This window comes from Mesorhizobium sp. LNHC252B00 (assembly GCF_000502955.1).
Taxonomy (GTDB): Bacteria; Pseudomonadota; Alphaproteobacteria; order Rhizobiales; family Rhizobiaceae; genus Mesorhizobium.
This window is the reverse complement of the sequence record NZ_AYWO01000007.1, coordinates 24,013-48,389: the sequence shown is the minus strand read 5'-3', so window position 1 is coordinate 48,389 and position 24,377 is coordinate 24,013. Positions and strand designations below refer to the sequence as shown.

At 62.8% G+C, this 24,377-nt stretch carries 26 protein-coding genes; 13 read left to right on the top strand and 13 right to left on the bottom strand.

What is annotated here, in order from left to right; all coding sequences use genetic code 11:
- Positions 1-7 precede the first annotated feature (7 nt).
- Positions 8-1,105, bottom strand: coding sequence for a putative zinc-binding metallopeptidase (locus X744_RS158370; protein WP_023758946.1), 1,098 nt, complete (start codon positions 1,103-1,105; stop codon positions 8-10).
- 319 nt (positions 1,106-1,424) lie between these two features.
- Between X744_RS158370 and X744_RS158375 the strand changes: the two genes are divergently transcribed.
- Together X744_RS158375 and X744_RS158385 are read left to right on the top strand one after the other, a co-directional pair.
- Entirely contained in the window at positions 1,425-2,222 is a 798-nt protein-coding gene (locus X744_RS158375) for a lytic transglycosylase domain-containing protein (protein ID WP_023758945.1), read from the top strand.
- Positions 2,223-3,954: 1,732 nt separating this feature from the next.
- On the top strand, positions 3,955-4,596 hold the full coding sequence (locus X744_RS158385) for a LysE family translocator (RefSeq protein WP_023758943.1): 642 nt from the start codon (positions 3,955-3,957) through the stop codon (positions 4,594-4,596).
- Here the strand turns inward: X744_RS158385 and X744_RS158390 are convergent.
- Genes X744_RS158390 through rlmN form a run of 3 tightly spaced genes read right to left on the bottom strand, consistent with a single transcriptional unit; the run spans position 4,568 to position 6,746 of the window.
- Positions 4,568-5,050, bottom strand: a complete 483-nt coding sequence (locus X744_RS158390) for a hypothetical protein (RefSeq protein WP_023758942.1) — start codon at positions 5,048-5,050, stop codon at positions 4,568-4,570. The genes X744_RS158385 and X744_RS158390 overlap by 29 nt on opposite strands.
- Entirely contained in the window at positions 5,047-5,514 is a 468-nt protein-coding gene (locus tag X744_RS158395; RefSeq protein WP_023758941.1) for a hypothetical protein, read from the bottom strand. Before X744_RS158395 ends, X744_RS158390 begins: the two co-directional genes overlap by 4 nt.
- On the bottom strand, positions 5,511-6,746 hold the full coding sequence (rlmN, locus tag X744_RS158400) for a 23S rRNA (adenine(2503)-C(2))-methyltransferase RlmN (RefSeq protein WP_023758940.1): 1,236 nt from the start codon (positions 6,744-6,746) through the stop codon (positions 5,511-5,513). Before rlmN ends, X744_RS158395 begins: the two co-directional genes overlap by 4 nt.
- Before the next feature lie 269 nt (positions 6,747-7,015).
- Here rlmN and X744_RS158405 point away from each other — a divergent pair, with 269 nt between their 5' ends.
- Complete coding sequence (locus X744_RS158405) at positions 7,016-7,315, top strand: hypothetical protein (protein ID WP_023758939.1); 300 nt, start codon at positions 7,016-7,018, stop codon at positions 7,313-7,315.
- A 161-nt stretch (positions 7,316-7,476) separates the two neighbouring features.
- On the opposite strand, the gene X744_RS158410 is transcribed toward X744_RS158405, so the two are convergent.
- The 3 genes from X744_RS158410 to X744_RS158420 all read right to left on the bottom strand — a co-directional run bounded on the left by X744_RS158410 (position 7,477) and on the right by X744_RS158420 (position 9,212).
- Entirely contained in the window at positions 7,477-7,980 is a 504-nt protein-coding gene (locus X744_RS158410; protein WP_023758938.1) for an invasion associated locus B family protein, read from the bottom strand.
- Positions 7,981-8,247: 267 nt separating this feature from the next.
- Positions 8,248-8,610 carry a YkvA family protein gene (locus X744_RS158415; protein WP_023758937.1) on the bottom strand — a complete coding sequence of 121 codons (363 nt, stop codon included), beginning with the start codon at positions 8,608-8,610 and terminating at the stop codon, positions 8,248-8,250.
- Positions 8,611-8,918: 308 nt separating this feature from the next.
- The gene (locus X744_RS158420; RefSeq protein WP_023758936.1) at positions 8,919-9,212 is read right to left on the bottom strand and encodes a 4a-hydroxytetrahydrobiopterin dehydratase; all 294 of its coding nucleotides are present in this window, start codon (positions 9,210-9,212) and stop codon (positions 8,919-8,921) included.
- 93 nt (positions 9,213-9,305) lie between these two features.
- On the opposite strand from X744_RS158420, the gene X744_RS1000000171950 reads away from it, so the two are divergent.
- Positions 9,306-9,824 (top strand): low molecular weight protein-tyrosine-phosphatase, encoded by a 519-nt coding sequence (locus X744_RS1000000171950; protein WP_084025376.1) that lies wholly within the window; start codon positions 9,306-9,308, stop codon positions 9,822-9,824.
- Here X744_RS1000000171950 and thpR read toward each other — a convergent pair.
- Together thpR and X744_RS158435 are read right to left on the bottom strand one after the other, a co-directional pair.
- Complete coding sequence (gene thpR, locus X744_RS158430; RefSeq protein WP_023758934.1) at positions 9,728-10,324, bottom strand: RNA 2',3'-cyclic phosphodiesterase; 597 nt, start codon at positions 10,322-10,324, stop codon at positions 9,728-9,730. The two genes, X744_RS1000000171950 and thpR, sit on opposite strands and share 97 nt — an antisense overlap.
- Before the next feature lie 129 nt (positions 10,325-10,453).
- Positions 10,454-11,098: an arylesterase gene (locus X744_RS158435; RefSeq protein ID WP_023758933.1), complete on the bottom strand. Its 645-nt coding sequence runs from the start codon at positions 11,096-11,098 to the stop codon at positions 10,454-10,456.
- Positions 11,099-11,186: 88 nt separating this feature from the next.
- Here X744_RS158435 and X744_RS158440 point away from each other — a divergent pair, with 88 nt between their 5' ends.
- From X744_RS158440 to X744_RS158455, 4 genes are all read left to right on the top strand, one after another.
- Positions 11,187-11,882 carry an ABC transporter ATP-binding protein gene (locus X744_RS158440; protein WP_023758932.1) on the top strand — a complete coding sequence of 232 codons (696 nt, stop codon included), beginning with the start codon at positions 11,187-11,189 and terminating at the stop codon, positions 11,880-11,882.
- The gene (locus X744_RS158445; RefSeq protein WP_023758931.1) at positions 11,882-14,431 is read left to right on the top strand and encodes an ABC transporter permease; all 2,550 of its coding nucleotides are present in this window, start codon (positions 11,882-11,884) and stop codon (positions 14,429-14,431) included. Before X744_RS158440 ends, X744_RS158445 begins: the two co-directional genes overlap by 1 nt.
- Positions 14,432-14,658: 227 nt before the next feature.
- Positions 14,659-15,438: a Bax inhibitor-1/YccA family protein gene (locus X744_RS158450; protein ID WP_023758930.1), complete on the top strand. Its 780-nt coding sequence runs from the start codon at positions 14,659-14,661 to the stop codon at positions 15,436-15,438.
- Positions 15,439-15,601: 163 nt separating this feature from the next.
- Entirely contained in the window at positions 15,602-16,180 is a 579-nt protein-coding gene (locus X744_RS158455; RefSeq protein ID WP_023758929.1) for a GNAT family N-acetyltransferase, read from the top strand.
- Positions 16,181-16,316: 136 nt separating this feature from the next.
- Here X744_RS158455 and X744_RS158460 read toward each other — a convergent pair whose 3' ends face one another.
- Positions 16,317-16,703, bottom strand: a complete 387-nt coding sequence (locus X744_RS158460) for a DUF2794 domain-containing protein (RefSeq protein WP_023758928.1) — start codon at positions 16,701-16,703, stop codon at positions 16,317-16,319.
- Between the two features lie 424 nt (positions 16,704-17,127).
- Positions 17,128-17,898, bottom strand: a complete 771-nt coding sequence (locus tag X744_RS158465; RefSeq protein WP_023758927.1) for a thioredoxin family protein — start codon at positions 17,896-17,898, stop codon at positions 17,128-17,130.
- Positions 17,899-18,070: 172 nt separating this feature from the next.
- Here X744_RS158465 and X744_RS158470 point away from each other — a divergent pair, with 172 nt between their 5' ends.
- Positions 18,071-18,742 carry a ceramidase domain-containing protein gene (locus tag X744_RS158470; RefSeq protein ID WP_023758926.1) on the top strand — a complete coding sequence of 224 codons (672 nt, stop codon included), beginning with the start codon at positions 18,071-18,073 and terminating at the stop codon, positions 18,740-18,742.
- 34 nt (positions 18,743-18,776) lie between these two features.
- On the opposite strand, the gene acnA is transcribed toward X744_RS158470, so the two are convergent.
- Positions 18,777-21,467 carry an aconitate hydratase AcnA gene (acnA, locus tag X744_RS158475; RefSeq protein ID WP_023758925.1) on the bottom strand — a complete coding sequence of 897 codons (2,691 nt, stop codon included), beginning with the start codon at positions 21,465-21,467 and terminating at the stop codon, positions 18,777-18,779.
- Positions 21,468-21,752: 285 nt separating this feature from the next.
- On the opposite strand from acnA, the gene ccmA reads away from it, so the two are divergent.
- The 4 genes from ccmA to X744_RS158495 all read left to right on the top strand — a co-directional run bounded on the left by ccmA (position 21,753) and on the right by X744_RS158495 (position 24,009).
- Positions 21,753-22,379 (top strand): heme ABC exporter ATP-binding protein CcmA, encoded by a 627-nt coding sequence (gene ccmA, locus X744_RS158480; protein ID WP_023758924.1) that lies wholly within the window; start codon positions 21,753-21,755, stop codon positions 22,377-22,379.
- A gap of 46 nt (positions 22,380-22,425) precedes the next feature.
- On the top strand, positions 22,426-23,091 hold the full coding sequence (ccmB, locus tag X744_RS158485) for a heme exporter protein CcmB (RefSeq protein WP_023758923.1): 666 nt from the start codon (positions 22,426-22,428) through the stop codon (positions 23,089-23,091).
- A 178-nt stretch (positions 23,092-23,269) separates the two neighbouring features.
- Positions 23,270-23,437 (top strand): heme exporter protein CcmD, encoded by a 168-nt coding sequence (ccmD, locus tag X744_RS158490; protein WP_023758922.1) that lies wholly within the window; start codon positions 23,270-23,272, stop codon positions 23,435-23,437.
- Positions 23,434-24,009: a DsbE family thiol:disulfide interchange protein gene (locus X744_RS158495; RefSeq protein ID WP_023758921.1), complete on the top strand. Its 576-nt coding sequence runs from the start codon at positions 23,434-23,436 to the stop codon at positions 24,007-24,009. The genes ccmD and X744_RS158495 overlap by 4 nt, the downstream gene beginning before the upstream one ends.
- 161 nt (positions 24,010-24,170) lie before the next feature.
- On the opposite strand, the gene X744_RS1000000171945 is transcribed toward X744_RS158495, so the two are convergent.
- The gene (locus tag X744_RS1000000171945) at positions 24,171-24,338 is read right to left on the bottom strand and encodes a hypothetical protein (protein ID WP_013528833.1); all 168 of its coding nucleotides are present in this window, start codon (positions 24,336-24,338) and stop codon (positions 24,171-24,173) included.
- Positions 24,339-24,377: the final 39 nt, after the last annotated feature.

Sequence of the window (24,377 nt, the reverse complement as noted above, 5' to 3'; positions counted from 1 at the left end):
GTTCCCGCTAAAAGGCCTGCGCCAACTCACGATTTGTTCCCTTTTCTTTCGGCAAATCGGTCAGAAGTTCGTGAACGAAGACCAGTTTCCGTGCCGTCATGTCCGAAATGACGAAAGGGTAGAGATCGGGCAGGCCCATGCAGCGGTTGATCGAATTGGAAGCTTCAGACAGCACCAGCCAGCGGGCGAGGATCTTTTCGAAAGGCTCGGGCGCGGTCGCCGGCTCCGAAGGTGCCGCTTGCAGCTCGCCGCCGATATCGCCCCGCGGCAAATCGTTGGCTTCCACCGTCTCCAGCCGGCCGAGCGGGAAGTTCAGCGCGTGGACCATCTCCAGCGTGTCGGTGATATGCAGATGGTGGGCCCATGTCTCGGCCCAATCCTCCCATGGGTGCGAGGTGGCATAGGCCGAGATATGGCCTTGCTGCCAGTCGGGCGCGGCGCCATTGGCATAATACGACTTCAACGCCTGTTCGTAGTCGGGGCGCTCATCGCCAAACAGCGCCCGGAACGCTTCCAGCCTCCGCGGATCGTCGCGGATCAGGCGGTCCCAGTAGTAATGGCCAAGTTCGTGACGGAAATGGCCGAGCAAGGTGCGATAGTTCTCGCCCATCTCGACGCGCCGCTTCTCGCGCTCGGCTGAATCCGCCTCGGCGACGTTGAGCGTGATCAGGCCATTGTCGTGGCCGGTCAGGATGCGCTCGCCGCCGGGCCCGCCGCCGATCGGATCGGCGAGAAAGTCGAAGGCCAGCCCGACCTCGTCGGCAGGGCTCAGCTTGGGCGCAACCGGCAGTCCGAAGGCCAGCAGCGAATAAATGGCACGCTTCTTCGCCGCCTCGACGCGGATCCAGCGGCGGCGGTTGCCGTCGACGGAAAGATCAGGGATCAATTGGTTCAGTACGCAGGCGCGGCAAAAACCCTGTCCGCGCTCGGCCATCCAGTTGCAGGCGCATTCGTCGGCATTGGTGCACTGGAAGACGCCGTCGAGATCCGACAGCGCAAAACGGGCGTGCTCCGGATCGTAGAGCACGAGACTGCCGCAGTTCAGGCACTGGGCGTTCTCGAAATAGAGGCGATGGCCGCAATGCGGACAGTCGAAGAGTTTCATGTCGGTCTCTAACCTTCAGAGCCAGCATATTCAGGGCGGCAGGTGCCCAACGCGGACCGCCCACCGGCGTTCCATATATCGAGGCTATTCGCCGCAAGATGCCCGCCGCCAGCATGGCCCTGGCTGTGTTAATACCCACCGAGCCGGCGCCGATGATCACGATATCGACGCCTTCTTTTGGGGCCGCTTGCCACAATAATCACTTGATCGTAGGCAAATTCCACGGCATTCGCCAGCAATGCAGCGGCGACAGTGACAAGGTCGTGTTTCGCTGGCAAGTTCGCAATTGGGACGTGATTCAGGCAACCAGGAGAACAACATGGCATTTCTTGCCAAGGGAAAGATGTTTGCAGCAGCCGTGGTGTCGGTGCTTGCGCTGGCAACGGGCGCGCAGGCGGGAGCCAGCTGCGGCAAGACCGGCGCCGGCTTCGAGGCTTGGAAGCCGGAGTTCGCTGCGCAGGCCAAGTCCGAAGGTGTGGGAGCCAGGGGTCTGGCCGCCCTGGCCGGCGCGACCTACGCAACAAAGACGATCTCAGTCGACCGGGGCATCCACAAGGCCTTCAGCGGCTCGGTGGACGATTTCATGAAACGCCGTGGCGGGTCCGCGATCATTTCCAAGGGCCGCGCACTGAAGAAGGCGAACGCGGCGCTGTTCGACAAGATCGAGGCGAACTACGGCGTGTCGCCGGGTGTGTTGCTCGCCATTTGGGGCATGGAGACCGGCTTCGGCTCCGCCATGGGCAACCAGAATACGGTCTCGGCAATTTTGACGCTTGCCTATGATTGCCGCCGCCCGGAATTCTTTTACCCGCATGCCATTGCAGCCCTGAAGCTGGTTGATCGTGGGGCGTTGACAGCCTCGTCGGTCGGCGCTGCCCATGGCGAGATTGGCCACACGCAGTTCCTGCCTGGAAATGTCTTGAAGTACGGTGTCGGCGGCGGAAACCTGCGCGACAAGGCCACCGCGTTGGCGTCCACCGCCAACTTCCTCAAGGGTCATGGCTGGCGGGCCGGTGCCAGTGCGCAGTCGAATATCGGCGCGATCGCCGGCTGGAATTCCGCGAGCGTCTATCAGCAGGCCATCGCCCGCATCGCCACGGCGATAGACGGCGACTGAGAACTGGCATCTTCGACAAGAGGCCCGGCCATGCGCCGGGCCTCCTGCGGCAATCACTTCAGTTTGAACCCGTCGCTATACAGGAGAAGTGCGCGGCAAGGCGACGAGGGGCAGCGCCTTGCCGACAATCGGGCCCGGCAGGGACGCCGGGTTTGCTCGAGGCGGCAGGTTGAAGGTCACCCCTTGCGGTTGCGCGCCGCGAGCGTCCTGAGCCGCAGCGCGTTGAGGCGGATGAAGCCGGCGGCGTCCTTCTGGTCGTAGGCGCCACGGTCGTCCTCGAAAGTGACCAGCGCATCGGAATAGAGCGTCTTCCTGGACTTGCGGCCGGTGATCATGACGTTGCCCTTGTAGAGCTTCAGCCGCACGGTGCCTTCGACGTCTTCCTGGCTCTTGTCGATCATCGCCTGCAGCATCAGCCGCTCGGGTGCGAACCAGAAGCCGTTGTAGATCAGCTCGGCGTAGCGCGGCATGAACTCGTCCTTGAGGTGGGCGGCACCGCGGTCGAGCGTGATCGACTCGATAGCGCGGTGCGCTGATATAAGGATGGTGCCGCCGGGCGTTTCGTAGACACCGCGCGACTTCATGCCGACGAAGCGGTTTTCGACGAGGTCGAGCCGGCCGATACCGTTGTCGCGGCCGAGATCGTTGAGGGCTGCCAGCATGGTTGCCGGCGACAGCTTCTTGCCGTTGAGTGCGATCGGATCGCCCTTGAGGAACTCGATCTCGATCTCGGTGACCTTGTCCGGCGCATCCATCGGCGAAACGGTGCGCTGGTGGACAAATTCCGGCGGCTCGGTCCATGGGTCTTCCAGCACCTTGCCCTCGGAAGAGGAGTGCAGGAGATTGGCATCGACCGAGAACGGGGCGTCGCCCTTCTTGTCCTTGGGCACCGGGATCTGGTGCTGTTCGGCGAAATTGATCAGGTCGGTGCGCGACTTGAACGACCAGTCGCGCCACGGCGCGATGACCTTGATGTCGGGGTTGAGCGCATAGGCCGAGAGTTCGAAGCGAACCTGGTCGTTACCCTTGCCGGTGGCGCCGTGCGCAATCGCGTCGGCGCCTGTCTCCCTGGCGATCTCGACCAGATGCTTGGAGATCAGCGGCCGCGCTATCGAGGTTCCGAGCAGATAGGTGCCTTCATAGACGGTGTTGGCGCGGAACATCGGAAAGACGAAGTCCGAGACGAACTCCTCGCGCACGTCGACGACGCGAATGTCCTTGATGCCCATCATCTCGGCCTTGCGGCGGGCCGGCTCGAGTTCGCCGCCCCGGCCGAGATCGGCGGGNGAGTTCAGACGTGTGCTCTTCCGATCTAACTCCTCGCGCACGTCGACGACGCGAATGTCCTTGATGCCCATCATCTCGGCCTTGCGGCGGGCCGGCTCGAGTTCGCCGCCCTGGCCGAGATCGGCGGTGAAGGTCACGACCTCGGCGCCGAGTTCGGTCTGCAGCCATTTCAGGATGATGGATGTGTCGAGGCCGCCGGAATAGGCGAGCACGACTTTCTTGACGTCTTTGGCTTTTGACATTTGGCGGTTCCGCGACTGAGTTCCTGGCGGGCGAGGTATCACGCAGTTTCCGGGCTGCGCAAGAGATGAAGGGCGTGCGGCGAAACAAGGTCGCATCAGGACAGCCGATTGAGAAGCGCTGGATCAGCCCTTTGCCGCCCAGCCGCTGGCTGTGAGGGGCTGCATCCTCTATAGGCATGCATGTTCTTGCCAAAGGGCCAACCATGTCGTTCATTCCAGACACCGCCACGCTGATCCAGTTTGCCATCGCCACCGTCATCCTGGCGATCACGCCGGGGCCGGACATGACCTTGTTCGTCTCGCGGACGCTGAGCCAGGGGCGCGCCACCGGCTTTGCCTCGATGGCCGGTGCGCTGTGCGGCACGCTGATCCACACCACGCTGGTGGTAGTCGGCGTCTCGGCGCTGATCGTCGCTTCGCCGATGGCCTTCTTCGTGCTGAAGATCTTTGGCGCCGGCTATCTCGTCTTCCTGGCCTGGCAGGCGGTCACCAGGGGCTCGGCCTTTTCGCCGGAGAAGAAGACAGGCCCCGAGATTTCGCTGTTGCGCAGCTGGGCCGCGGGTCTTGGCGTCAATCTGCTCAACCCGAAGATCATCCTGTTCTTCATGACCTTCCTGCCGCAGTTCGTCTCCGCGCATGACCCGAACGCGCCGGGAAAGCTGTTTTTCCTGGGCACGATGTTCATCGTGCTGGCGATCCCGGTGACCGTGCCGATGGTGCTGGCGGCGGAAAAGTTCTCGGCGGCGATGAAGGCCAGCCCGCGCGTGACGCGAGTGGTCGATTATCTCTTTGCCGGCGTGTTCTCCGCCTTTGCGCTCAAGATCCTGACGGCCCAGGCGAAGTAGGGGCGTTCTCGTCCTTCCACCAGCTTCCGGCCCAGCGCCCTGCGCTGAGCCAATAGAAGATGCCGCCGACCATGCCGCCGCCAATCACCGCCATGATGGCGCTGGTGTGGGTAAAGGCGAAGGTGGTGTCGCCGCTGTGGTCTACAAGGCCGAGGAATACGGCCGCAACCACGGCGCCCGCCAGCGCATAGAACAGCCAGTCGCGCCGGCCGAGGATTTCGGCGACCAGGATGACGACGCAAGCCGGCATCAGGGCGAAATAGGCGACGAACAGGGCGACGAAGGGAATTGAGAAATACAGCGAAGCCGTCGCCGTCGGCTGAGCGTGCTCCGGCGTGTAACCCAAAGATGCCAGGAACAGGACGTTGAGGAACGCGCTCGCCGCCAGCGAGGCGACGGCATAGCCGAACAGGATCGCGGCGAAACGGAGGAGATAGCCGAGGAGACGGGTCATCCCAAATCCCGGCCCCAATCTCGGCCTGAATCCCTGGGCATGCCGGACTTGCGCCCGGCCAGAAGCCAGTAGACCGACCCGGCGGCAATGCCGGCTGTGGCCAGAAACCCGAGAAAACCCGGATTGAAGACAAAGCTGCCGGCCGAGCGCGGCATGGATACGCCAAAGGCGATCGACGTGATCGCACCCGTAGCGGCGAAGTAGAACCAGCCCCGAAGCGACAGCCGTTCGGCGACAAAGAGCGCGGGGCCGACGATCAGCAGCGCTGCGACCATCACGGTCAACACCGCGAGCGGGAAAGAACCCAGCCAGTCGAAGGCGAAGATGATGGACCAGTTGCCGTCTTCTATACCTTCCAGAAGAGCGATCAGCAGCACGGGGACCAGGATCGAGGTCAGCACAGCGGCGAAATAGCCGACTGCCATCGTGGCGAGGCGCTTCAGCCAGGCGAGACGGCGGCTCACGCCTCGCCGTGCCCCGCGATCATCATGGCCTCCAGCGCCAGTCGGTCGACTTTGCGCATGCGTTCGGAGTCCGACTTGAGCTGGCCGCAGGCGGCGAGGATGTCGCGGCCGCGCGGCGTGCGGATCGGCGAGGCATAGCCGGCATTGTTGATGTAGTCGGCGAATTTCTCGATCGTCTCCCAGTCCGAGCACTGGTAGTTGGTGCCCGGCCACGGGTTGAACGGGATCAGGTTGATCTTGGCCGGAATACCCTTGAGCAGCTTGATCAGGCCTTTTGCGTCCTCGATGGAATCGTTGACGTCCTTCAGCATCACATATTCGAAGGTGATGCGCTTGGCGTTGGACAGGCCGGGATAGGCGCGGCAGGCGGCGATCAGGTCCTTCAGCGGATACTTCTTGTTGATCGGCACCAGCAGGTCGCGCAGATCGTCATTGGTGGCGTGCAGCGAGATCGCCAGCATGACGCCGATCTCCTCGCCGGTGCGGAAAATTTCCGGCACGACGCCGGAAGTCGACAGCGTGATGCGCCGTTTGGACAGCGACAGGCCATCGCCGTCGGAGGCGATCAGCAGGGCCTTCTTCACCGCCTCGAAATTGTAGAGCGGCTCGCCCATGCCCATCATCACGACGTTGGAGACTTTGCGGCCCTCGGCCGGCACGATGGCGCCGTCGGGCGTGTCGCGGTCGGGAAAATCGCCGAGCCGGTCGCGCGCTGTGAGTAACTGCGCAAGGATTTCCTCAGCCGTCAGATTGCGCACCAGCTTCTGCGTGCCGGTATGGCAGAACGAGCAGGTCAGCGTGCAGCCGACCTGCGAGGAGATGCAGAGCGTGCCGCGGCCTTCCTCGGGAATATAGACGGTCTCGATCTCGACCGGCCGGCCGGCGCCGCGCGGCGGAAAGCGGAACAGCCATTTGCGCGTGCCGTCCGAAGAAATCTGTTCCTCGACGATCTCGGGCCTGGCGATGGTGAAGTGCTTGTCCAGTTCGGCGCGCAAATCCTTGGAGATGTTGAACATGCCGGCGAAGTCGGAGACACCGCGCACATACATCCAGTGCCAGAGCTGCTGGGCCCGCATCCTGGCCTGGCGCTCCGGCACGGTTCCCGAAGTGACAAGCGCCTCGCCGAGCTCAGTGCGCGTCAGGCCGATCAGCGACTGTTTTTCGGGCAGTGCCGCACGGGCACGCAACGCGTCACGGGCGCCTTCGGTGGTGAGATCGAATGAAAGGGTCATGGTTGCACAGATATAAGCGGTTTGCGGCCGATTTCACTTATCGTGCCGGCATGAAGCGCGGCGCATAGCACAGGTTGGGGGCAGAGTCATGCGGTGGGAGTCCAAACCCATGGATGCAGGTCGAAGGCCCGCTGCGGCTATCTGGCAACCTTGCCCTGTCCTCCCGCTGCAAGGAAACGATCACATGATCGTGTTTGCGTAACGATTCCCATCGCGCCTTCGAAATCTGAATGGGGCAACTTTGCCTCTACAAAATGGGAGTACGCAGAATGAACTCTATCAAGCTAGCCCTCATTGCCGGCCTCGTCGGCCTTTCCGCCTCGCAGGCATTTGCCGAAGACGCGATGGGCACAATGACCATGATGAAGAGCGGAGAGGTGACGGCGATCATGCCGGATGGGCACATGGGCACCATGAAGCCGGATGCGAAGATGGCGGCCGAGATGATGAAGATGGCAAAGCCGATCAAGCACTGCATGATGATGATGACCGATGCCAAGGGCAAAGCGTATATGATCGATACGTCGACCAAAAAGGCTCAGGCCGAATGTGAAAAAATGGCCATGTAAGACTGAACCCGTCAAGATCGAGACCCGCCGGCACACGCCGGCGGGTCATTCCGATGCGGGGTCCAAATCCCCCGCCGGGCCTTTGATCTAAAGCGCTGATGTCCGGCCTCGGGGAGCCGGTCTTCGCTATTGCGCCATAGGCTATCGGGGTGGGCGCCAGCCTATTTGCACTTGGCGATCGACGTCAGCGCAGCCGAAATGCCCTTCAGCGAGAAGACATAGGAGGTCGGGTTGCCGCGGCCGGACTTCGCCGTCACCTTCATATCGGTGCCGGTCTTCATGGCGGCGATCAGCACCGGCTCCTCGGCGGCGTTCTCGACCCAGGCCGACTTGCCGCGCGTGAACATCGAGAACGACTTCTTGTCGATGGTGACGGTGGCCTTGGAGCCTTCCTGGAAATTGTAGCCGGCGATGAATTGCGGCTCGTAGGACACTTGCTGGCCGGGCCGCTGGCTGACGAAGAAGAACATGTCGCCATGGTCGAGCGTCGGCGGCTGCTTGTCGGTCGGCACGGTCAGGACATAGCAGACCTTGCCGCCCGATGCCTGGTAGCTGTAGGTGCCCCAGGCATTGTGCTGGCCGATCTTGGTCGCCGACTGAGCCAGTGCCGGCGCTGCCGCGGCGACCAGGACCAGGCTCGAAACTATAGCAATCAATCCGCGCATCGTTTTTCCCGTATTCCAAAGGTGCGGCGGCAGGCCGGCTCGGCGTCCTGCCCGTCGCTTCATTTTGATTTAATCTGGGTTACCAAACAGTGAATTTCCTTTGAGAAAGGAATCCCACCCCGAGGAAACCGCCGCCATTCCCGCGCCGCCGCCTTGCGAGCGAGTGGCGCGACGTCCCTTTGGCGACTTGGAGGCCACGAAAGCGGCAAGAGTTTGACTTTCATGCCGCCGCCGAAACCGGCCTAAATGGCGCTTTCGTGCGCCTGTTCAGCCCTTGTCGGCGATGGCGTCCTTGGCAGCCTGCCGGTGCGCAGGGGTGATGTGGGCGCTGACAGCGGTGATCGCGGCGGTGAGCACGGCGATGTCATCGGTGAAACCAAGCCCGAGGATGAAGTCGGGGATGACATCCACCGGCAGCACGAAATAGCCGAGCGCGGCCAGCAGAATGCCCTTGGCGCGCAGCGGCGTGTTCTTGTCCATGGCGCAGTAATAGGAGGCGACGACCTCTTCCATGAACGGGATCTGCCGCGCGGCCTTCTTGGCTGTCCGCCAGAATTTCTCGCGCACTTCATTCTCGTCGGCGAGCTTGCCGCCAAAGCCGAAGAAATCAAAACCGGATTGTCGCGCCATCAGTGTCTCCTAGCAGGACTCATGCGCAACCCGGCACATGTCGGCGAGGCGAAATGTGGTGAAAGGCGACCCCTACTGCAAGATACCGGCCCATTCCTCGACCCGAAAATCGGAATCGGCGTTTGCCGCGCGGACCAACGGTTCAGGGGGATGCCGGCCTACAAAGGCGCTCGTCAGGCTGGCAATCGCCTCTTTGGAGATTGGCGGAAACGCCCCTCCCGTCGTCATTCTAGGGTCTGCGCCGCGTCGCTTCGCTCGTTGCTTCGCCCGTGGATGACGAAGCTGGGGTTGCGCACGTTTGGACCTCCCTAACCGGCAAAGCGGTTCATCTTCTTGGCCAGATCGATATCGAGCGCGGTCACACCGCCGGCATCGTGGGTGTTGAGCGTCACGTCGACGGTCTTGTAGACATTCGACCAGTCGGGATGATGGTCCATCTTCTCGGCGGCGAGCGCAACGCGGGTCATGAAGGCGAAAGCCTCGGAGAAATTCGCGAAGGTGAACGTGCGCTTGATGGAGGCACCATCCGCAGCCGGTGCCCAGCCTTCGAGCCCGACCAACGCGGCGGCGATTGCGTCCTTGCCCAGTTTTTCTCTCGTCATGTCAGCTTCCCGTGTTATTTCGGCTGAAAGACTGTCTGGAACCCTGGCGAGTTTCGAAACCGTCTCTGGAGTCCCTACCATAGTGTCGGATCGATGAGCGCAAAGCCCATAAATTCCATTCTTTTCGTCTGCCTCGGCAACATCTGCCGGTCGCCACTGGCGGAGGGCGTCTTTCGTGCCGTGCTGGCGGAGCGTGGGTTGGGCAGGAATATCCTGCTCGATTCAGCCGCCACCAGCAGCTGGGAAGCCGGCGCGGCGCCCGATCCACGCTCGATCGCGATTGCGGCGCGTCACGGTGTCGACATTTCCCGACAGAGGGCGCGCAAGGTTACGCCGGAGGATTTCTCCCACTTCGACCTGATTCTCGGCATGGACCGGTCGAATGTCGCCGACCTGAAAGCGTTGGCGCCAGCAGCCATGCGCGACCGGGTGCAACTGTTCCTTGAATTCGCAGACGGCAAGGCACGTGATGTGCCGGATCCCTATTATGACGGGGCGGAAGCTTTCGCTTCGGTCTACCGCATGATCCGCGAGGCATCGGAAGCGCTGGCGACAAGGCTGGAGGCGCGGGCATCTGTGCCCGACAGCGGCCAAGCTTCCTCGACGATGTAGGGGCCGCCCCCGACCGAATCGCGCGACGACATCAATACGAAGCGACCGATACGAAACGGCAGCGTCAAGAAATTGCCGCGCGCCGACAGATATTGGGCGACGCCCAGCGGGGTCGAATTGCGCAGCTTTGCAAGTGTGACATGCGGCATGAACTTGCGGGGGTCGGCTGGGATACCGAGCCGCTGGCAGATGCGGTCGATTTCGCCCTGAAGGGCGGCAAGATCGGGCGAGGTGGAAACGCCGGCCCAAACGGCATGCGGCTTTTTCTGGCCGAAGGCACCAACGCCGGACAGGGCCAGCGAAAAGGAAGGGCGGTGGACGCGGTCGAGCGCGTTGGCGATCTCGTCGGCGACGTGACCAGGTACATCGCCGATGAAGCGCAGTGTCAGATGGTAGTTCTCGACATCGATCCAGCGGGCGCCGGGCAGGCCGCCCCGCAGCAGGGACAGCGAAAGGGCAGCGTCACGCGGTATTTCGAGGGCGGTGAAAAGACGCGGCATGAAGAGCCTCCCTTCCTCGAATCGAACTGTCACCTCTAGCGAATCATCGATAGTCAAACGGGGCAAGAGGTTTGTTGGTCACAGTCCCTGTTAAAAAGCTTCCCTAACGGAAAGAGCTCCAGTCCCACCTTATGAGCTGCCCGGCACCGCCGCGATGGCCTTCTCGACCGCCGGCAGGATACGTTCTACCATCTGGTCGACGCCTTGCGCGCTCGGATGCAGGCCGTCCTCGAGCTGCATGCCGGGCTGGCCGGCAACGCCGTCGAGAAAGAACGGGTAGAACGCAACGTCGTATTTGTCGGCTAGGCCCGGAAATATGGCATCGAAGGCGCTCTGGTAGTCCGCGCCGAGATTGGGCGCGGCGCGCATGCCGGCCAGAAGCACGGCGATCTTGCGTTCTTTCAGCCTGCCCAGCATCTCGTCCAGGTTCTTCCTGGTGATGTCGGGCGAAACGCCGCGCAGCATGTCGTTGGCGCCGAGTTCGAGGATGACCAATTGCGTGCCATCCGGCACCGACCAGTCGAGCCGCGCCAGGCCGCCGCTCGTCGTGTCGCCGGAGACGCCGGCATTGGCGACGGTCACATCATGGCCTTTGGCGCCAAGCGCTGCCTGCAGCCTGTCGGTAAAGCCCTGGCCTGGCCCAAGGCCGAAGCCCGCCATCAAGCTGTCACCGAAGCCGACGATCTTGAACGGCTCGGCACGCGCCGACGACATGGCGCCGCAAATGGCGAGGAAAACGACGAGGCCTGCGGCAATCCTGCGTTTGAAAGACATGCGGTAGGCCCCATATGAGCAAGGAATTTTTCCGGCGACGGCTTCCGGCAAGCAGAACCCTCATCCTCGCATATAGGACGCTTTCATTTTGACAGAAGCCGTCATTGGGCTAAAAAACGTATCGCTAACCCTTGGCGAGGGGGCCTCATTGGTCCATGTGCTGAAGGACGTCAGCCTCGACGTGGCGCCCTGCGAGGCGACCGGCATCGTCGGACCCTCGGGCTCCGGCAAGTCGACATTGCTGATGGTTCTGGCTGGCCTGGAAAGGGTCGATTCGGGTACGGTACGAATTGCCGGTGAGCTGCTCAACGGCAAAAGCGAGGACCAGATTGCTTCGTTTCGTGGCCGAAACATTGGCATCGTGTTCCAATCCTTTCATCTCATTCCCAACATGACGGCGCTCGAAAATGTCGCGGTGCCGCTGGAGCTGGCCGGCCATGCCGATCCGTTTTCGGTTGCGGCGCGCGAGCTGGCGGCGGTTGGCCTCAGCGAACGCGTCACCCACTATCCCGGCGAATTGTCGGGCGGCGAGCAGCAGCGCGTGGCGATAGCCCGCGCACTGGCGCCGTCGCCACGCATTCTCATTGCTGACGAGCCGACCGGCAACCTCGACCAGGCGACGGGGCGGCAAGTCGCCGATCTATTGTTTGCCAAGGCGGCCGAGCGCGGCATGACGCTGGTGCTGGTCACCCATGATCCGGCGCTTGCGGCGCGTTGTTCACGCCAGGTTTCGATGCGGTCGGGCAGGATCGAAGCGCCGGCGCTCGCCAAGGTGACAGCTTGATGCCGTTGTCGCAGACGCTGAGGCTCGCGGTTCGCTTCTCGCTGCGCGAGATGCGAGGCGGCCTGTCCGGCTTCCTCATCTTCCTCGCCTGCATCGCGCTCGGCGTCGCGGCCATCGGCGGCGTCAACTCGGTGGCGCGTTCGATCACCGCCGGTGTCGCCAATCAGGGCCAGACGCTGCTTGGCGGCGATCTCCGCTTCCAGATCAACCAGCGTGACGCCAGCAAGGCCGAACGCAATTTTCTTGACGGGCTGGGCGCGATTTCCAGAACCGCCAGCATGCGTTCGATGGCGCGTCTCGCCGACGGGTCCGACCAGGCGCTTGTCGAGGCCAAGGCTGTCGATGATGCCTACCCGCTCTACGGCGCGCTGGACATCGAACCGGAATTGTCGAAGCAGGAACTGTTCGGTGAAGAGTTCGGCGTCTTCGGCGCCGCGGCCCCTGACGTCTTGTTCGAGCGGCTGCATCTCAGGATCGGCGACCGGCTGAAGCTCGGCACCGCCACTTTCGAACTGCGTGCCAGGCTGGCCGCCGAACCGGATGCCGTCTCCGACGGCTTCGGCTTTGCGCCGCGGCTGATGATCTCGACCGAAGGGCTGGCGGCCACCGGTTTGATCCAGCCGGGCAGCCTGGTCGAAAATGCCTACAAGGTCCGCCTGCCGGCGGACGCCGACGAGGCGCGGCTCAGGGCCATCCAGGACCAGGCGGCCAGGGATTTTCCGGAGGCCGGCTGGTCGATCCGCACGCGCAGCAACGCCGCTCCCGCGCTGTCGTCCAACATCGAGCGCTTCTCGCAGTTCCTGACGCTGGTCGGGTTGACGGCGCTGGTGGTCGGTGGCGTCGGGGTCGCCAATGCGGTGCGCGCCTATCTCGACGGCAAGCGCGGCGTCATCGCCACCTTCAAGAGCCTGGGCGCTTCGGGTGGCTTTGTCTTTGCCGTCTATCTGGTGCAGATCCTGATTATCGCCGCGCTCGGCATCCTGCTTGGCCTGGTGCTTGGCGCGCTGATGCCGTTCGTGGCCGGCGCTGCTCTTCATCAGGTCATCCCGGTGCCGGCGGAGGGCGGCTTCTATCCCGGCGCGCTCGGCATGGCGGCACTGTTCGGTCTGCTGGTGACGCTGGCCTTCGCGTTGCTGCCGCTCGGCCGCGCCCGCGACGTGCCGGCCACCGCGCTGTTTCGTGAGATGGGGCTTGAAGGCCGTGGTTCTCCACGACCTGTCTATGTCGCGGCGGCACTCGGCATTGCGCTGCTGCTGGCGGCACTGGCAATTCTATCCTCGGACGATCAGCGTATCGCCTCGATCTTCGTCGGTGCCACCATCTTCGCTTTCCTGGTGCTGCGCCTTGTCGGCGCGCTGGTGCAATGGGCGGCCAGGAAGAGCCCGCGTGTGCGGTTCGTGGCGCTGCGGCTCGCCATCGGCAACATCCATCGGCCCGGCGCCTTGACGCCATCGGTTGTGCTGTCGCTGGGACTTGGGCTGACGCTGCTGGTGACGCTGGCGCTGATCGACGGCAATCTCAGGCGGCAGATCTCCGGCAGTATGCCGGAACGGGCGCCGAATTTCTTCTTCGTCGACATCCAGGGCAGCGATGTCGCTTCCTTCTCGGCGCTGATCGGCAAGGAGGCGCCGCAGGGGACGCTGGCCAAGGTGCCGATGCTGCGCGGCCGGGTGATGGCGCTGAACGGCGTCGATGTCGACAAGGTGAAGGTGCCGGCGCAAGGCGCCTGGGTGCTGAAGGGAGATCGTGGCCTGACCTACGACGCCAGGCAGCCGCAAAACGCGACGCTGACCGAAGGCAGCTGGTGGCCGGACAATTATAGCGGCGAGCCGCTGGTCTCGTTTTCGGCGCAGGAAGGCAAGGAGATCGGGCTGAAGCTCGGCGACACCATCACCGTCAATGTGCTCGGCCGCAATGTCACGGCCAGGATCGCAAATTTCCGCGAGGTCGAGTGGGAAACGATGGGCATCAATTTCGTCATGGTGTTCTCGCCAAACACATTTGCGGGCGCGCCGCATGGCTGGATTGCGACGCTGACCGAAAAGAATGCCTCCGCGGCCGACGACGCCCGCATCCTCAATGCCGTCACCCGCGCCTTCCCGGCGGTGACGACGGTGCGGGTCAAGGATGCGCTCGATGTCGTCAACCGGCTGGTCGGGCAGCTCGGCACGGCGATCCGGGCGGCCGCCGGCGTGGCGCTGATCGCGTCGGTGCTGGTGCTGGCCGGCGCGCTTGCCGCCGGCAACCGGGCGCGCATTCATGACGCGGTGGTGCTGAAGACGCTTGGCGCGACACGCAGGACTTTGATATCGGCCTTCTCCCTCGAATACATGCTGATCGGGCTCGCCACCGCGATCTTCGCCTTGGCCGCAGGCAGTGCCGCGGCCTGGTTCGTCGTCGCGCGCATCATGACATTGCCGTCGCATTTCCTGCCCGAGGTGGCGGTGGCAACCATTCTGTTCTCGCTGGTGATCACGGTCGGCATTGGTCTCGCCGGCACCTGGCGGGTGCTCGGCCACAAGGCAGCACCGGTGCTGCGCAACCTGTGATCTCGGGCACGAAACGGCCGTCCCGGATTAAATCTTGGTAAGAATTCCGTCTGGGAAGCCGGAAAATCGACGCTTCGTTGTCTCACGAACCGTTACATCCGGTTACGGTCTTGTTCTTGACGCGAATAACCATCATATTTCGCGACAGGCATGCTGGAGCCCTGCCAGCGGCGCCTGGGTCTGAAAGGGCCTGACACCGGACGGGGCAGAAGCAATAGAGGACTTCAATGGCTGATCCCATTCGCAACTACCAGACGCGCGCCGTGCCCGGCGTCGGTGTCGGTGCTGACATCGATCAGGGCCTGCGCGCTTACATGATCAAGGTCTACAATCTGATGGGGCTTGGCCTCCTCATCACCGGTCTTGCCGCTGTCGGCACGATCATGTTGGCCACCACCACCGATCCGGCTTCGGCTGTCGCGACGCTGTCAAGCGGCGAAATGCTGACCTCCTTCGGCTATGCGATCTTCGGCTCGCCACTGAAATGGGTCGTGATCTTTGCCCCGCTCGCGGCGGTGATGTTCCTGTCGTTCCGCGTTCAGTCGATGAGCGTTTCGGCGGCGCAGACTACCTTCTGGGTCTATGCAGGCCTTGTCGGCCTGTCGCTGTCGTCGATCTTCCTGGTCTACACCACGGCCAGCATTTCGCAGACCTTCTTCGCTACGGCCGCGGCCTTCGGCGCGCTGTCGCTGTTCGGCTACACCACCAAGCGTGACCTGACGGCGATGGGTTCTTTCCTGATCATGGGCGTGTTCGGCATTATCATCGCGTCGGTGATCAACATCTTCCTGCACTCATCGGCGCTGTCCTTCGCCGTGTCGGCTGCCGGCGTGCTGATCTTCGCCGGCCTCACCGCCTATGACACGCAAAACATCAAGGAGATGTATTTCGAGGGCGATGCTTCGGATGTCGCCGGCCGCAAAGCCATCATGGGCGCGTTGAGGCTCTACCTCGACTTCATCAACCTGTTCATGTTCCTGCTGCAGTTCATGGGCGACCGCCGCTAGGCTTTTTAAGCTGGATCGGATCTTTTCCGAAGATCGGTTTCAGCTTTTCGAGATCATGTTCTGACTGGACCATCGAGTTCCAAAGGGCGGCCCAACGGCCGCCCTTTTCTTTTGTACCGGCCTTTGCTGTTATCGAAGGCAGACAAAGGGGTGCGCATTAAGAATGAGCAATGTCACGATTCGTCTCGCGACAGCGGCCGACCTTGATCGGATCACGGAAATCTATGCCGCCGCGGTGACTCAAGGCACGGCAAGCTATGAGCTGGAGGCGCCCAGCCGCGCCGAGATGGGCGTCCGGTTCGACAGTTTGATGGCCGGCGGCTTTCCCTATCTGGTGGCGGAAAAGAACGGTGCCGTGCTCGGCTATGCCTATGCCGGTGCCTTTCGGCCGCGCCCTGCCTACCGCTTCATCGTTGAGGATTCGGTCTATATCGCGCCGGAGGCCAAGGGCCAGGGCGTCGGGCTCAAGCTGATGCAAAGCCTGATCGAGGCGGTGGAAGCAGCGGGCTTTCGCCAGATCATCGCGGTGATCGGCGATGGCCATGCCGACAGCGCCTCGGTACGGCTGCACGAGAAGCTCGGCTTTCGCCATTCGGGACGCCTTGAAGGTTCCGGCTACAAGCACGGGCGCTGGCTGGACACGGTGTTCATGCAACTGTCGCTGAATGGCGGGGCATCGGCGCCGCCCGATCTCGAATCGCTGCCGGAGCGGAAGTTCCGCGAGGGGCTTGGAGGGAAATGAACTGAGGAATTGAAACTGAGGAATTGAAGAATTGATGAGCTGAAGAATAAAGAAACAGCGGCTATGAATCGCGCTGCGGGCTTCTCATCAGTTCATCAATTCTCCAGTTCTTCAATTCCCCTGCTCCATTCCCCGCTCAGGCCTCGACCAGCTTCAGCTTGCTGTCGAATATCCCAAGCACGCGGCCGAGTTCCTGGCCGCGTTTCAAGATGCGGCCGCCGGCGGCAATGACGGCAAAGGCCCCCTGCTTGCGGGCCAGTTTCGGATCCTTGACGATCTGGAACAGCGGTACTTCGCTGGTACGGCGAAATACGGAAAACACGGCACGGTCGGTGAGATGATCGATGGCATAGTCGCGCCATTCGTTGGCAGCGACCATGCGTCCGTAGAGCCTGAGGATCTGGTCCAGCTCACGCCGGTCGAACCGCACCGGCTGATCGAGGCGCGCGTGTCGCGCCTCGTGCAGCGGGATCAATATTGCGGATGCGTCCCCATCCCCAGTCCCGCCGCTGTCATCGGTCATGCCTCGATCCTTCAAAATGAATCTTTGCCAACCAAAGTTGGCGTGTTCGCGGTTGAATTGCAAGGCCCGGCGAAGCAGGGCGGCGCTGCGCTGTTTTCGCAACGTCCAGTCACTTTTATGAAACGCCTTGTTGGAATTGGTGATGCTTCGCCACATTTCTGCCTTTTTTTATCCGCGCTCATGCCCCAATGTCCGACGAATTTACCGGCGTTGCCTGAGACGGTTCGGTCCGGCACCGGCTCGTAAACCCCAAGCCCCCCGCCCACGGGTCTGCGTCGGATCGAACCAACCTCGGTTCTTCTTCGGAAGAACCGGGTGCGACGATCCCAAAACCTAAATGACCGACGTCAGAAGCAAGCTGGCGTCGGTTTTTTCATGTCTGGGGCACTTTCCATCTCCCCTTGTGGGAGAAGGGAAGTGGCCTCTAAGGCTTGTGAATAAACGCAGCGCCGAGAATGGGACCGGGCAGGCCATCCTTGCCGACCGACTGCAGCAGCACGGCGCAGCCGCCCTTCTTGGTGATCTCGCTCATCGGCAGCTCGTAGCGCTGCGCCTTGCCGTGCCACATGCCGGCGGTCTGGATGCCGGTGACCGCGTTCCAGTAAGTCATCTTGCGGCCGGTGTTCTCGCCCTCGCCGATCTTGATCGTCTGCGGCGGGTCGAAATAGACGATGACGACATGGGCATCGCTGGGACCGCTGCCGGCATCGCCGGTGTCGATCATGACGCGGTCGCTGGTGCGGCTCACCTTGATGACGACGCGCATGCCTTCGCCGCTCCTGGCCATGCGGGCGAGCGCGCCATCGACCTCGCCGCGGCTGCCGCCGTTGACGTGGACGCGGCCGTTGATGACGGCCTGCGGCGTATAGACGGAGCGGCTGCCGAAGGCGCGCATATATTCATATTGCCGCTCGGTGTTCTCCTTGCGGCTCAGCGTGTCCTGCCAGCCGAGATAGTCCCAGTAGTCGACGTGATAGGCGAGCGCGACGATGTCTTCCCGGGCAGCGAACTCGGCGAACAACACATCGGCCGGCGGGCAGGAAGTGCAGCCCTGGCTGGTGAACAGCTCGACCACGCCCAGTGGTCTTTCGACCTGGGGCCTTTCGGACTCGTCGGCACGCCCGGCGCCGGCGAACGCCGAAAAGGCCAGCGCAAGGGCTGCCAGCCACAATGATTTTCGCGAGGCCATGGCCATTCCGATTCCCGCCGGTGGTGCCGGCTTTGTCTTGATTGCTAAAATATGTGGCAGAAGCGGAAGTCAACGGGAAGTCACGTTGCGGTGAAATTTTGGCGTTGCAGCCGACCGCGACGGCACAATAGGAGAAGCTCTGCGCTTCAGGATGGAAGCGATTCGGGCGGCAATCACGATGTGGCAAACTTTTTTGACGCCGGTCGATCTCTATTGCGAGCGGACCGGGCCGGAATTCTGGTCCGAGCCGATCAATGCGCTGACAAACCTGGCCTTCATCGCCGCAGGCCTGTGGGGCGTGAGCGAGGTACGAAGGCTGGGCACGGGGACCTTCGCCGAAGTGCTGGCCTGGTGGGTCGTGGCGATCGGCATCGGCTCGACTATCTTCCACACCTTTGCCACCAAGGGTACGGTCTGGGCCGACGTGCTGCCGATCGCCGGCTTCACGCTGGCCTATACGTGGTTCAACCTGCGACGCTTCCTCGCCATGCGATGGGGCAAGGCCATCGCCATCTTCATTGCCTTCTACATCATTGCCGGAGCGATAACCGTGGCCGTGCCGGACTGGCTGCGTCAGGCCTCCAACGGCACGACTGGCTATCTGCCGCCGTTCCTGGCGCTCGCCTTCTTCGGCGCGCTGGTGGCGGCGAGCGGCAATCGCGCCGGCTGGTACAATCTGGCTGGCTCGGCGATCTTCGTGGTGTCCGTCATCTGCCGGATGATCGATCCGCTGGTCTGCGGCAGCTTTCCGCTCGGCACGCACTTCCTCTGGCACATCCTCAACGGGCTGATGCTCGGCGTGCTTCTGGCAGCAGCGGCGCGTTTTGGGGCGCCGAAGGCTAGGCAGTAGGCGCCTCTATTCCCTACTGCCTAGCCTCTATTCCCTAAGCAGCCAGATCGCGCAGCACGTATTGCAGGATGCCGCCGTTCTTGAAGTAGTCGAGCTCGTCCAGCGTATCGATGCGGCAGATGATCGGCACGTTCTTCACCGTGCCGTCGCCATACGTGACCTTGGCGATCATCGTCTGGCGCGGCTTGATGGTGCTCAAGCCATCGATCTCGACCAACTCGTCACCCCTGAGATTGAGCGAGGCCCAGGACGTGCCGTCCTCGAAGACGAAGGGGATGACGCCCATGCCAACCAGGTTCGAGCGATGGATACGCTCGAAGGACTGGGCGATGACCGCGCGGACACCAAGCAGGTTGGTTCCCTTGGCCGCCCAGTCGCGCGACGAGCCGTTGCCGTATTCGACGCCGGCGAAGATGACCAGCGGCACGCCTTCCTTCTTGTATTCCATCGCCGCGTCGTAGATCGATTCTTCTTCCTTCGACGGGTAGTGGATGGTGTAGCCGCCCTCACGGCCGTTCTCGCCCAGCATGTGGTTGCGGATGCGGATGTTGGCGAAAGTGCCGCGCATCATCACCTCGTGATTGCCGCGCCTTGTGCCGTACTGGTTGAAGTCGGCGACGCCGACGCCATGGTCAGTCAGGTATTTGCCGGCCGGCGAGGCGGCCTTGATCGAACCCGCCGGCGAGATGTGGTCGGTGGTTATCTTGTCGCCGAACAGGCCGAGCACTCGAGCGCCCTTGATGTCGCCGATCTTGCCGAAACCTGATGTCATGCCGGCGAAGTAGGGCGGGTTCTGCACATAGGTCGAGTTGTCGTCCCAGGCATAGGTCTGGCCTTCCGGCGCCTTGACGTTTTGCCAATATTCATCGCCCTTGAAGACGTCGGCATATTTGCGGGCGAACAGCTCGCGGGTGACGTTCTTTTCGATGAACTCCTGGATCTCGGCCGAACTCGGCCAGATGTCCTTGAGATAAACCGGGTTGCCGTTCTTGTCCTCGCCGAGCGGCTCTGTCGTGAGGTCCTTGGTGACGGTGCCAGCCAGCGCGTGCGCGACGACCAGCGGCGGCGACGCCAGATAGTTCGCCTGCACGTCGGGCGAGACGCGGCCTTCGAAGTTGCGGTTGCCGGACAAGACCGCGGCAGCAATCAGGCCCTTGTCGTTGATGGTCTTGGAGATCGGCGCCGGCAGCGGGCCGGAATTGCCGATGCAGGTGGTGCAGCCGAAGCCGACCAGGTTGAAGCCGATCTGGTCGAGCTCCTTCTGCAGGCCGGATTTTTCCAAATATTCGGCGACCACCTGGCTGCCGGGAGCCAGCGAGGTCTTCACCCATGGCTTCTGCTTCAGCCCGAGGCGGTTGGCGTTGCGGGCCAGGAGGCCAGCGCCGATCAGCACGCTTGGGTTCGACGTGTTGGTACAGGAGGTGATGGCGGCGATGACGACGTCGCCATGGCCGAGATCATGGTCGGTGCCTTCGACGGCATAGCGTTTGGATAGTTCGGCCGCCTTCCTGTATTCGGTCTCCATCGCCTTGGCGAAGCCTGCCGGGATGTCTTCCAGGGCAACGCGGCCTTCGGGGCGCTTGGGGCCGGCCATCGACGGCACGACGGAGCCGAGCTCCAGCTCGAGCAGGTCGGTGAACACCGGATCGGTCGAGCCGGTCTCGCGCCACAGCCCTTGTGCCTTTGCATAGGCCTCGACCAGCGCGATGCGGTCCTCGCTGCGGCCGGACATTGTGAGGTAGCGGATGGTTTCCGAATCGACCGGGAAGAAGCCGCAGGTGGCGCCGTATTCGGGCGCCATGTTCCCGATGGTGGCGCGGTCGGCCAGTGTCATGTTGGACAGGCCCGGGCCGAAGAACTCGACGAACTTGCCGACGACGCCCTTCTTGCGCAGCATCTGCGTGACAGTGAGCACGAGGTCGGTGGCGGTGACGCCTTCCTTGAGCTTGCCGGTCAGACGGAAGCCGATGATTTCGGGCAAAAGCATGGAGACCGGCTGGCCGAGCATGGCCGCCTCGGCCTCGATGCCGCCGACGCCCCAGCCGAGCACGCCAAGGCCGTTGATCATGGTGGTGTGCGAATCGGTGCCGACGCAGGTGTCGGGATAGGCGGTGGTTTCGCCGTCCTCGGTGTTGGTCCACACCACCTGGCCGAGATATTCGAGGTTGACCTGGTGGCAGATGCCGGTGCCAGGCGGCACGACGCGGAAGTTGCGGAACGCCTGCTGGCCCCATTTCAGGAACTTGTAGCGTTCCTCGTTGCGCTCATATTCGAGCTCGACATTGCGGGCGAAGGCCAGCGGCGTGCCGAATTCGTCGACGATGACGGAATGGTCGATGACGAGGTCGACCGGCACCAGCGGGTTGATCTTCTGCGGATCGCCGCCGAGCGAGGCCATGGCGTCGCGCATGGCGGCAAGGTCGACCACGGCCGGAACGCCGGTGAAATCCTGCATCAGCACGCGGGCCGGGCGATAGGCGATCTCGACACCGGCAGTGCCCTTGTCGGTCAGCCAGCCGGCAACTGCCTGGATGCTCTCCTTGGTGACGGAGCGGCCGTCCTCGTTGCGCAGCAGGTTCTCCAGCAGCACCTTCATCGAATAGGGCAGCTGGGAGATGCCGGTGAGGCCGTTCTTCTCGGCCTCGATGAGGTCGAAATAGGCATATTCCGCGCCGCCCGCGGTCAACGTGCGGCGGCAATTGAAACTGTCGAGGGATTTTGACACGTGCGATCCGTCCTTGTCTGTTCAGCCTGAAAGGGAACGGACGCCGATGGCATGCAATCACGCGCAAAGGTGCGGGTACGGCCATTTCCGCTGTCCGTTCCCAAGCAACCCGAGCCGTTCAAGGCGGCGCGTGCGCTGGTTCGGCGCTAATTCTGTTCCCGCGCCGACCGCTGGCACGGATGCACCGCATATAGAGAATTTTCTGGAATAGTTCTAGACAGTTGGAGAGCAAATTTGTGCGATGCGGCAACTGTCGCGAGACATGGTTTTCAAGGCAGGCGACGAATGCGGCTGATCGCCGAAAATCTAGGCGGCGAACGCGGCGGCGACACGGTGTTTTCGGGCATCGGCTTTGCCTTGGAGGACGGCCAGGCGCTTGTCGTCACAGGGCCGAACGGATCGGGCAAATCGACCTTGCTGAGGGTCATCGCCGGACTGCTTCCGGTGGCGGAGGGCAGCGTGAAGATCGAAGGTGTCATGAAGATCGAAGATGGGGGCGAGGCGTTTCCGTCTGTCGCCTCGGCCTGCCATTACCTTGGCCACCAGAACGCAATGAAGACGGCACTGAGCGTGGCGGAGAACCTGCGCTTCTGGCGCGATTTCAACGGCGATGGGCAACTGGACGTCGAAGAGGCGCTTGAATCGGTCGGGCTTGGTGGCATCGGCCATCTGCCGTTCGGCTATCTGTCGACCGGGCAGCGGCGCCGCGCGGCTATCGCCAAGCTGTTGGTCAGTCATCGGCCGCTGTGGCTGCTGGACGAGCCGACGGCCGGGTTGGACAAGGCTTCTGAGGCGCGGTTTTCGGGGTTGATGACGAGGCATTGTGAAGAGGGCGGGATGATTGTTGCGGCGACGCATTTGCCGCTCGGATTGGATGGGGCGAAGGCGTTGGTGATGGGGGAAGCCGGTTGATGTCGGCGCTCTGCGGCGGGGCGCCTGGGCGAAGGCTTCTCAAGTCATGCTAGCGCTCTTCCTGCGCGACATCCGCCTCAACATCCGTGCCGGCGGCGGCGCGTTGACCGGCGTCATCTTCTTCCTCGCCGTCATCGCCACCATCCCGTTCGGGGTCGGACCGGATCTCAAGCTGCTTGCCCGTATCGGCCCGGCGATCCTGTGGATCGGCGCGCTGCTGTCTTGCCTGCTCGGCCTCGACCGGCTGTTCCAGGCCGACCGCGAGGACGGCTCGCTCGATCTGCTGGTGCTCGGCAATGATCGCAACATGCTGGCCTTGACGGTGCTGACCAAATGCCTGGCGCATTGGGCGGGCAGCGTCTTGCCGCTGGTCATTGCCGCTCCCTTGCTCGGCCTGTTCATGAACATGGAGCCGCTCGGCATCGGCGCCACGGCGCTGACCCTATTGGTCGGCACCCCGGCAATCACCTTCATCGGCGCCGCCGGCGCGGCGGTGGCGGTGGCGCTGCCGCGTGGCGGGCTGCTGATCTCCGTTCTGGTGCTGCCGCTGACCATTCCGGTGCTGATCTTCGGCGTTTCGGCGAGCTATGGCGCGACGGCCAATCCCGACCCGTTTCTGCAACCCTTCCTCATTCTTGCCGCGCTGACACTGTTTCTTGCAGTGCTGGGTCCAGTCTCGGCGGCGCTGGCGCTGCGCCACGGCACGGATTGAGTGACATCAGTCATGATTTGCGCGACATCAAGGGGTCGGCGCAGCGATCCTATAAGTTCGGAGGCGGCGGCGCGGCAGCCGATTGCGAAGCTGCCAGCACGCCGTTATGGGAAGGTATGATCGGGCGAGACGGAAGGATGCGGTTGCAAGGAAGGACGTCGTCGATGGAGCGGCAGTCATGAGCGCGCACGCACTTTATGTGACCGCAGCTTATGGCATCACCGCCGTGGTGCTGATCGGGCTGATCGGCTGGATCCTGCTCGACCAGCGGGCTCGAAAACGCGAGCTCGCCGAACTGGAGGCGGCCGGCGTGCGGCGCCGCTCCGACAAGGTGGCCAAATCATGAGCACAGAAACGGAAACGCCGACACCCCGTCGCCGCCTGTTCGTGCTCTTGCCGCTGCTGATTTTCCTCGGCCTGGCCGGACTGTTCCTGTCGCAACTGTTATCGGGGCGCGACGTTTCGGAGGTGCCGTCGGCGCTGATCGGCCTGCCGGCGCCGCAGACCAGCCTGCCGGCGCTCGAAGGCAGCAACCTGCCGGGGCTCGATTCGAAAGCCTTCGCCGGCAAGGTCACATTGGTCAACGTCTTTGCATCGTGGTGCGCGCCGTGCCGCGAAGAGCATCCGGTGCTTTTGGCGCTGTCGCAGGACAAGCGTTTTGTCCTGGCGGCGCTGAACTATAAGGACCAGCCGGAAAACGCCCGCCGGTTCCTCGGCGATCTCGGCAATCCGTTTCAGGCGATCGGGGTCGACGAAGCCGGTCGCGCGGCGATCGACTGGGGTGTCTACGGCGTGCCGGAAACCTTCGTCATCGGCAAGGACGGCAAGATCGCCTACAAGCATGTCGGTCCGCTGACGCCCGAGACGGCGAGGGATCTTTTGCTGCCACAAATTGAAAAGGCGCTGGCGGCACGTTGATATTCAGGTGATGCCGGCCTACGAACGGCGGCTTCCTGCGCTTCCGGTGCTCACATACCCAAAAGTACGCTCCGCTCCGGTTCTCGGAACCCACCATTCTCGGCTCGGCCTGACCTGAATCTCAACGCGCCTTGGCGGCGCGTATCACGAGAGACTTGAGATCAGCCGTAGATCTGCTTGTGGATCTGGTAGAGCATTTCCGAGCGGTCGGCGCGCATGTCGGCCAGATCGCGGCTGGAAAAGCTGTCGATTTCGGCGACAAGGCGGTTGTAGTGTTTGCGCTTGGCAATGCTGTTGCGAGCGCGGGTCATGAGACTGTCGAGGATCATAGCAAGGTTCCTTATGGCGCCGCATTTGCGCGGCCGTTA